The 8,129-nt window shown below is 51.1% G+C and carries 7 protein-coding genes and 1 pseudogene; 3 read left to right on the forward strand and 5 right to left on the reverse strand.

The features are described from left to right. Positions 1 to 490, reverse strand: a 490-nt coding sequence (locus AC06ND_RS03955) for a hypothetical protein (RefSeq protein ID WP_475677695.1), incomplete at its 3' end; no start/stop codon positions are given. Continuing rightward, positions 487 to 1,995 carry a sulfatase-like hydrolase/transferase gene (locus tag AC06ND_RS03960; RefSeq protein ID WP_475677696.1) on the reverse strand — a complete coding sequence of 503 codons (1,509 nt, stop codon included), beginning with the start codon at positions 1,993 to 1,995 and terminating at the stop codon, positions 487 to 489. The genes AC06ND_RS03955 and AC06ND_RS03960, both read right to left, overlap by 4 nt. Positions 1,996 to 2,057: 62 nt before the next feature. Here AC06ND_RS03960 and AC06ND_RS03965 point away from each other — a divergent pair, with 62 nt between their 5' ends. Further along, positions 2,058 to 2,987: a diacylglycerol/lipid kinase family protein gene (locus AC06ND_RS03965; protein ID WP_475677697.1), complete on the forward strand. Its 930-nt coding sequence runs from the start codon at positions 2,058 to 2,060 to the stop codon at positions 2,985 to 2,987. Between the two features lie 71 nt (positions 2,988 to 3,058). Here AC06ND_RS03965 and AC06ND_RS03970 read toward each other — a convergent pair. From AC06ND_RS03970 to AC06ND_RS03980, 3 genes and pseudogenes are all read right to left on the reverse strand, one after another. Next, positions 3,059 to 4,537 (reverse strand): annotated as a pseudogene (locus AC06ND_RS03970) (aspartate-alanine antiporter-like transporter). Between the two features lie 11 nt (positions 4,538 to 4,548). Next, positions 4,549 to 5,451 (reverse strand): LysR family transcriptional regulator, encoded by a 903-nt coding sequence (locus AC06ND_RS03975; RefSeq protein WP_475677698.1) that lies wholly within the window; start codon positions 5,449 to 5,451, stop codon positions 4,549 to 4,551. A gap of 132 nt (positions 5,452 to 5,583) precedes the next feature. Next, a complete protein-coding gene (locus tag AC06ND_RS03980; RefSeq protein ID WP_475677699.1) occupies positions 5,584 to 5,784 on the reverse strand; it encodes a hypothetical protein in 201 nt (66 codons plus the stop codon). 452 nt (positions 5,785 to 6,236) lie between these two features. Between AC06ND_RS03980 and AC06ND_RS03985 the strand changes: the two genes are divergently transcribed. Continuing rightward, positions 6,237 to 6,803 carry a flavin reductase family protein gene (locus AC06ND_RS03985; protein WP_475677700.1) on the forward strand — a complete coding sequence of 189 codons (567 nt, stop codon included), beginning with the start codon at positions 6,237 to 6,239 and terminating at the stop codon, positions 6,801 to 6,803. A 313-nt stretch (positions 6,804 to 7,116) separates the two neighbouring features. Then, positions 7,117 to 7,611 (forward strand): RhuM family protein, encoded by a 495-nt coding sequence (gene rhuM / locus AC06ND_RS03990; RefSeq protein WP_475677701.1) that lies wholly within the window; start codon positions 7,117 to 7,119, stop codon positions 7,609 to 7,611. Positions 7,612 to 8,129: the final 518 nt, after the last annotated feature.

An 8,129-nucleotide genomic window follows, 5' to 3' on the forward strand; every position in this document is an offset into this window, starting at 1 on the left:
TCCTTCGCAGCATGTCCATCTTGAATTGCTTCTGCGACACCATCACCGGCAGGAATGCATCGAAATAGTTCACCCCCCTGTGCGGGCCGAACACAAGATTGTGGTGCTTCGCGAAGTTGTATCCATGCTCATACACCCATATCTGGCCGTCGGTGCCGCGAGGGTCAGCGGTGAGCTCCATGTGGTTGGAGAAAGATACGAGATCATATCCGAGGCGGTCGTAATACGCCCTCACCGAATCCGGATAAAGCTCGCACTCGTTGATCCATTTCGTCGCATGGGTATGGGTGTGGAGGTTGGTGCGCGTCCATACGGTAGCTGACGAATCCAGTCCGGCGTACGGATCATAGATCTGTGCCCCCTCGAACGGCTTGCCCTCCTCGAAACGGTAGACAGGGCTGAAATTTGAGAGAATGATGATGCCAAGCACCATCAGCACAGACGCAGTCGGGATGCGCCAGATCAGCGATATTCTGCGGACACGTCTCATGGTTCAGTATAGAAGAGATCCTTCTCCGGGTCAAGGACAGGAGTATCCATGTCCAGAAGATCGAGCACGCTGCTGTATACCCAATGCTGATCGATCAGCTCAGGCTGCCGGACATTCCTGTAGCCCGGAGTGAGCCAGAGGTAGCACGGAATCTCGTACTGCTCCTTCGGTGCGACCTTGAGAGGAACACCGTGCATGTACAGACTGTTTTCGCCGAGCGACTCTCCATGGTCGGAGATGTACAGCATCGCGCAGCTGCGGTCGCTTATGCTCTTGAGCGTATCGATGATCGAATTCAGAAGATAGTCGGTATAGACGATCGTGTTGTCGTACGCGTTTATCAGCTCCTGAGGCGCCTTCGAAGCCTGCTCCACGTTGTCGCAGACCGGAGTGTAAACCTCGAACTCCGAAGGGTAGCGCTCGCAGTATGCGGGTCCATGGCCGGTATTGGTGTGCAGGATAATGACCACCTTGTCCTCGCTGCTCTGCTCGATCGTCTCACGGAGACCGGCGAGAAGAATACCGTCGTAACGCTCGTCCACGCCCTCGTACATCGCAGCAAGATCCTCCCTCTTGAGGTATTCCGGGCCATGGATAGGTGGCTCACCCCAGTTGGTCGTCCTCCACTGCACCTTGACTCCGTGCCTGTAGAGATAGTTCGGCAGGATCTCGTACAGCTCGCCGCTCGGCTGAGGTTCGAGTATGCTCTTCACACCCTCGGTCGTATAGGTCGCACATGAGACGGCATTGAACACATGCAGGTCCTCGACCTTGGAGAGCAGCGGGTTGGTCTCACGCTCATAACCATAGAGCGAAGAGTTCGCCTTTCGTGCAGATTCGCCGATGACGAGCACCACCGCACGCTTCTCATCGTTCCTGAAGGTCGCGTCCGGCAGCGGAATCTCCTCCCTGTTGGAATGGGCGCGCTGGTTCGCGAGCCTTCCCGTGTTCACGATGTATGACCATGGCATCACCAGGCCTCCGAGTTCGGTATCATGGTTGCCGATCCAGAGCGTCTGGTTGAAATTGCAGAGTATGATCAGAAGCGAGAGTCCGAGAGAGGCTCCGATGGACGCGCCGAATCTTTTCCATGTGCCGTAGTTCACTTTCACGCCGATGATCCATATCATGGGCAGTATGCCGAGCACGATCACGCAGGCCACGAACGGGAACGTGATGAACGGCAGCGCCTCCTCCGGGCGTGTGTTGAAGAAATTGCTCAGCATGGATGCATCCATCATCGTCTTGTACGAGATGACATAGTAGGTGCACACCGTGCTGATGGCATGGCAGAGCGCAACCAGGACGCGTCCCACCCTGCGGAGCAGGAAGCACACGAGGTAGCACGCGAAGAAATTCAGAGGAAGCAGCAGCAGGGCCAGGCAGAAAACCAGGAGCTTGCTGTCCGCGTTGTTCCATGCGAAGAGCAGGAAGGGGACGTTGAAAGCCGCCAGGTTGACAAGGCTTAGGATGGCGCTGTATGTTGTGAGTCTGATTTCTTTCATATCCCGCAAAGATAAATATTGTGTGCCGATAATTTGCTACCTTTGACGGCGATTTAGTTCACATGAAGAAGCTCGTCTGCATAATAAATCCAATCGCCGGAAAGGGCAACGGCCGCACCATCGCGGACATCGTCAGGAAAAATCTGGACAGCACTGTCTATGACGTCAGCATCCGGTTCACCGAATACGGCGGACATGCCGGAGATATTGCCGCCGAAGCCGCAGCGCAGGGAGCTGACGTAGTCGTTGCCGTTGGTGGTGACGGTACCGTGAACGAGGTCGCGGCAAGGCTCTCCGGGACCCAGACCGCACTCGCCATCATCCCTCGAGGCTCGGGCAACGGGCTGGCCAACCACCTCGGTCTGCCAAAGAACATACGCGAAAACGTCTCCTTGATCAACAAGGGAACCGTGGCATGCATAGATACGGCATGCGTCAACGATCACCCTTTCTTCTGCACCTGCGGCGTCGGATACGATGCCAAGGTCGCGATGGACTATTCCAAGGCAGGAACGAGAGGTCTCATAACCTATGTCCGCAAGACCCTCGAGGCATGGCACAGCTATACGCCCGAAACCTACCACATCACAACCGATACTGCCGACTTCGATGTAAAGGCCTTCCTCATCACGGTCGGGAATGCCAACCAGTGGGGCAACCACTACCATATCACCCCCAAGGCATCGCTCCAGGACGGACTCCTCGACATTACGATAATCCATCCGTTCAACCTCCTTCAGGCCATCCCCGTCCCTATCCAGCTTCTGGATTCACGCATCTACCACAACAGCAAGGTGGACGCCCTCCGTACCAGCTATGTCCGAATCGAACGCATGGACGACACGGACCGCCTGGACGACACTGACCGCATGGAGCGCATTGGACGCACGGATGCGACGCAGGAAGCCCATTTCGACGGCGAAGCATTCATGGCCGGCCCTTTCCTCGACATCCGCGTCACCCCCGCCAACCTCAACGTCATCGTACCTTAGTCTGCGACCCGGGTAAAGGACGGATGTTCTCCGGCCAGGGTCGGGACGATCGTTTCGGACGCGAGAATGTGCTAACAGAAAAACAATATTATCATCTGTGCAAGGAGGACCCTCAGGAACATGGCGAGAGGATAGACCGTAGCATAGGCAACAGACGCCTCGTCACTGTTTCTGTCCACATCGTTCGCATAGGCTAGAGCGGGCGGGTTGGTCGACGCACCTGACAGAACTCCGATTAACGTGAGATAATTGAGTCTCATGGCGAAGCGACCTATCAGTCCACAGACCATCAGAGGTACCAGCGTGATAAGTGCACCATATGCTATCCACACGTAGCCGCCTTTATTCACGATAGTATCCACGAAGCCGCTGCCGGCTTCAAGACCCACGCATGCCAGGAAGATGCTGATACCAAGCTCGCGGAGCATCAGGTTGGCACTTGAGGTGGTGTATGTGATCACATTCAGCCTTGGACCGAAGCTGGACAGCAGTATGCTCACGATGAGAGGACCTCCTGCAAGTCCAAGCTTCACAGGCTGAGGCATGCCCGGGAAAGCGATAGGAATGCTGCCGAGGATGACGCCGAGTGCTATTCACACGAAGATAGGTACCAGATTAGGCTCATCGAGACGCTTGAGAGAATTGCCGAGAACCATCTCGACTTTTTCTACTGAAGACTTGCTTCCAACCACTGTCACAAGGTCGCCATACTGGAGACGGAAGTCCTCGCTCGCCCTGAGATCGAGTCCGGACCTGCGTATCCTCGTGATAGAAGCACCTAGTATATCCTCAAACTTCAGATCACTCAGCCTCTTGCCGTTAAGGCTCTTCTTGCTGATAAGGATTCTTCTGGAGATAAATGCCGTATCTGCTGCCTCAGAGTGCTTCCTGATAATCTTTTCCTCTGCCTCGACAGTCTCCGCCTTCCAATCTACGGACTCTTTCTTCTCCACCTGGGTTATGACAATTCCTTTGCGATAGCACAGATACCTGATCAGAATATACGACAGGATGGCTCCGACCACTCCCAAAGGATATGCGACAGCATAGCCGAGAGCGATATCCGGAGAATTCGTTCCGAACATATCGGAATAGGCTGCCTGAGCTGCTCCAAGGCCAGGGGTGTTGGTCACGGCGCCTGACATGATACCTGTCATGGTCGTCACTTCGGTTCCCGTCAGGAAGTGAAGTGCGATGGCCGTCAACGCTCCCAGAGAGCACACCAGGACTGCAAGAATATTAAGCTTCACTCCTCCTGACTTGAAGCTGGAGAAGAAGCCTGGTCCTACCTGAAGGCCTATGCTGTATACGAAGAGAATGAGTCCGAACTCCTTCAGGAAATGCAGAAGGTCCGCATCAAGAGACATGTTGAAATGACTGAAGACTATTCCGACAAACAACACCCAGGTAACCCCGAGAGAGATACCCTTGATCTTATATTTTCCGAGTGCCTTGCCTATGGCTATGACCAGCGCAAGGACAAGGATCGAGTGGGCGACACCTCCGCTCCATGCTGACGTGCCGTCAAAAAGTGTATTCCAAAATTTCATTTTGAGTTATTTTATGCCCATTTTCCGGACAATTCTATGAATGCAATCGACTCGCGAAGCAGTTTGATGAACACTTCTGCGCTGCGCTTCTGATAGGTCTTCTTCAATATATGTATACATCCCTGCATCTGGTTGTCAGGAACATCCAGCGGAATGGCCTTAAGACGCTCCCTGTCCTTGATAGTAGCATCTGAGAGGATGGTGAGAAGATTACTGTTCTCCACTGCATCGAGAAGGCTGTAGACTCCATTGACCTCAAGCGACACAGTGAAATCGCCGTTTTGGAAATCGAAGTACTTGTCAATCAGGTTCCTGGACTGGAGTCCCTTTGCCGGAATGGCTAATCTGTGTCTCTTGAGTTCATCGAAGCCCAGGCTGTCCTGGCTTGAAAGAGGATGATCCTTTCGCATGATGACCGAGAGATGATCCTCGAAAAGGACCTTTGACTCGACGTCATCATAAGGGATGTTCGGCTTGAACGCCAGAACGAAATCCACCTCCCTGCGGCGAAGCATGTCCATCAGTTCCTCCATGGAGCGGTTCGTGATGTTGAGACGTATGCCTGGATACTTGGTGATAAAGGTGTTTATCGTCTCCTTGAGGAGAGGACCGAAAGAAAAGGTCGAGCCTATGTTCAACGTTCCTGTTATCACTTCCTGAAGATCTTTGATCTGAGACTTGCAGGTCTCCGCGTCGATTACAGTCTGCCTGGCCAGTGGCAGCATGCGTTCTCCATATTCTGTGAGCGTCACAGAATGCGAGTCACGAAGGAAGAGAGGACATCCAAGTTCATCCTCAAGAGCACGTACCTGCTGAGACAAAGTGCTCTGGGTTATGTAGAGACACCTTGCCGCCTCTGAAAAGTTCAGAGTCTCTGCGGTCTTGATAAAGTATTTCAGCTGTCTGAGTTCCATAAATGTCGAATTTCCGGGCAAATTTAGTTTGATATATATATGGTTTCAATCATCTGCGACGATTATTTACAATAATTGCTATCGTATATGGCGATAGCAACTGTTGTCTATGAAAAGTTTGAAACCTGACGATTAGTCTGGGAGACCCTTGTAGTACTCAAGAGCTTCATGAAGCTGCTTCTCGTCGGTGATGTCGATCTTAGGCATGTCCCTGGAGAGCTTGTTTGACTTTGCGCCTACGCTGTTGATGTTACGCTTGCTGGTGAGGATGTCGACTACCTTGAGGAGAAGAGCGAGAACGATGCTGCCGAGAATAATGAAAAGTGCTTTCATGATGATTTTGTATTTTAAAAGTTAGTTAATTTGTCCTGGATCCTTGATCCGAGTGCAAAGGTAGGGCAAGAGTATAAGGCGCAATAGCATCGGTTCGTGTTTGTAATGATGGCTGCAGTAGCCCTCAGCTTTACCCGAGTAACATGGTCATAGGCAGAATCATTGGCAGCTATCGGATGATCACGGCGTCAATGCCCAGGCAATCGCCGAAAAGCCACAATCAAGCCGTGACAACCGTCACATCTGCCCCGAAAGAAAGTGTGAGGTACTGATTCGGCCGATGGCAAATAAAGAAACCGGCAATAGCCGGACTTAGGCTCAGACAATAGTGGGCAAAAAATATTACAATCTCAATTTAATAAAATAATCACTATCTTGCTGGACAGTAAACCGGCTGCAACCAGAAAGAAAATGCGACCTGAAATTATCAAATCACTTAAATAACCTAGACAATGAAAGCTTTTGGACCTAAGGCATGGGTTCTTCCCCAGCCTGTTCTCATCATCGGTACTTATGGAAAAGATGGCAAAGCCAATGCGATGAACGCAGCATGGGGCGGCCAGTGGGATGCCAACGAAATCATGATCTCCATGGGTAGCCACGCGACCACCGAGAATCTCGCAGAATGTGGCGAATTCACCGTATCCTTCGCAACCAGGGACACGATGGTCGCTGCTGACTTCGTGGGAATTATTTCCGCTAAGAATGATTCGGAGAAGATGGCGAAGACCGGTTGGAACTCAGAAAAGGCACCCGATGTGAACGCACCGGTCTTCGACGTGTTCCCGATTGTGCTCGAGTGCCGCATTAAGGAAAAGATTGACGAGAGCCCGACCGGAGGATATAATCTTGTAGCAGAGATCGTGAATGTACTGTGCAAGGATGAGTACCTTGCAGAAGACGGCAAGCCTGACGTGGCTAAGATGAATCTTCTTACCTTCGACCCTGTCCATCTGGGTTACATCCAGCTCGGAGAAAGAGTCGGTGATGCATTCTCATCAGGTAAGACACTGAAATAGGAAATCTCACGCACACGCCGCTTCTGCGACTCGGCTGGAGGTCGGGGTTATCAGGGCGGAGCCCCTTATAACAGATGGGCCACAACGCGAAAAGCCACTGCGATTGCGGTGGCTTTATTCGTGTGGTAACAGTAACATTGTTTTACCGGTGGATACGAAAGTTTTTTATCTTTGTGGATAAGAACGCATGATTATGGAGAAAGAGAAGGATAGAGGCGAAGTCGTTCTTTACCAGCCGAACGACACCATCAGATAGGAGGTCAAACTTGAACAGGAGACCGTATGGCTGACACAGCAACAGATTGCAGTGCTGATGGGGACTAATGTCCCTGCTATTTCTAAACACATTTCTAACATTTACACCTCCCTAGAGTTAGACCAGACATCAACTGTTTCCAAAATGGAAATAGTTCGATTAGAAGGAAACCGATTTGTCAAACGTTCTGTTGACCACTATAATCTCGACATGATAATCTCCGTCGGCTACCGTGTCAACAGCGCCAATGCGACAGCCTTCCGCCGCTGGGCTACCACTGTCCTGACATTGCTTGACAAACGTAATTCTGGGGTCTCGGCAGAGATATACACGATGCAGATATCAAAGCCGCTCGCTTTGGACATTGCAAAGCATGACACGCAGTACGAGCCCATTCCGGTGAACATTCTCAAGAAGTCTCATGACCGGTTCCTGATCATCGACGAAAACATTTACCACGTGGGCGCCTCAGTGAAAGACCTGGGAAAGAAGTGGACTGCAATTATAAGAATGGAGAGCCTTGACTCAACCTCACTGTTATCTCGTTTATAAGTATTTGGAATCAATTTCTCAGATTAGGGAATCGGGGCAATAAAGCTATTTTTCTCCCCAGATTTACAGACAAAAGCACTATTCGGGGGAAATAACGTCAATCCCAACCCCGTTCAGCGCCAACAACGAGTAACGGGGTGTCTGGGGACCTTCGAAGCACGGTCCCGGTGGGACTATTGTTCCTTACTTGTATTCTTTTGAATCTCTGTAACTTAACTCTTATCCTGCTACAAAATAAAGTAAACATCAGGTAAACGAAATGCTAGTCGGTTTGACGGGCCTTTATGCATATAGTTTAAAAGATATGACCTCTGAACTATTTTGAGTCCAGAGGCCATTTCGATTGTCAACCTTTTTTTTCCTGAAGAAGACTATATGAAAGATTATCCAACAGGAACGGTATCACGCCAACATACATAATACCATCCTCGTCCGTCCATAACTTACGACTGCCATCCAGGATGACAATCTTGCGATAGAAATCACCTGAGTTTCTAAGGGAGAACGTTTCCTGCTCC

It is taken from the genome of Candidatus Cryptobacteroides sp., from assembly GCF_056207615.1.

Coding starts and splice junctions, on each gene's coding strand:
- AC06ND_RS03960 (WP_475677696.1), bottom strand. CDS start 1,995: ATGAAAGAAATCAGACTCACAACATACAGCGCCATCCTAAGCCTTGTC.
- AC06ND_RS03965 (WP_475677697.1), top strand. CDS start 2,058: ATGAAGAAGCTCGTCTGCATAATAAATCCAATCGCCGGAAAGGGCAAC.
- AC06ND_RS03975 (WP_475677698.1), bottom strand. CDS start 5,451: ATGGAACTCAGACAGCTGAAATACTTTATCAAGACCGCAGAGACTCTG.
- AC06ND_RS03980 (WP_475677699.1), bottom strand. CDS start 5,784: ATGAAAGCACTTTTCATTATTCTCGGCAGCATCGTTCTCGCTCTTCTC.
- AC06ND_RS03985 (WP_475677700.1), top strand. CDS start 6,237: ATGAAAGCTTTTGGACCTAAGGCATGGGTTCTTCCCCAGCCTGTTCTC.
- rhuM (WP_475677701.1), top strand. CDS start 7,117: ATGGGGACTAATGTCCCTGCTATTTCTAAACACATTTCTAACATTTAC.